The organism is Frigoribacterium sp. CFBP 13605 (assembly GCF_014839405.1).
Lineage (GTDB): Bacteria > Actinomycetota > Actinomycetes > Actinomycetales > Microbacteriaceae > Frigoribacterium.
In genome coordinates this window covers 1-320 of record NZ_JACYNS010000235.1, presented here as the reverse complement: position 1 = coordinate 320, position 320 = coordinate 1, and the positions used below count along the sequence as shown (strand labels likewise).

The 320-nt window shown below is 78.8% G+C and carries 1 protein-coding gene; it reads left to right on the top strand.

Annotated features, from left to right (window positions below):
* A partial coding sequence (locus IFT36_RS16205) for an SNF2-related protein (RefSeq protein WP_200413685.1) occupies nt 1-320 on the top strand: 320 nt, incomplete at both ends.

The following is a 320-nucleotide window of genomic DNA, read 5'->3' as shown; positions in this document are numbered from 1 at the left end:
GGTCGGCGGGCTGCTGGCCCTGGCCGACGCCGGCGGCCTCGCAGCCGCCACGGCGACCCCCGTGCCGGCCACGGTCGACGCGACCCTCCGCCCGTACCAGCACGAGGGGTTCGCCTGGCTCGCCTTCCTCCACGAGCAGGGGCTCGGCGGGGTGCTGGCCGACGACATGGGCCTCGGCAAGACCCTGCAGACGCTCGCCCTCGTCGCGCACGTGCGCGAGACCGAACGGATGCGGGCAGGCGGCCCGGCAGCCGCCGCGGACCCGGCAGCGGTCACAGCCACGGCCACGGACCCGGCAGCGGCCACGGCCGAGGCGGCCC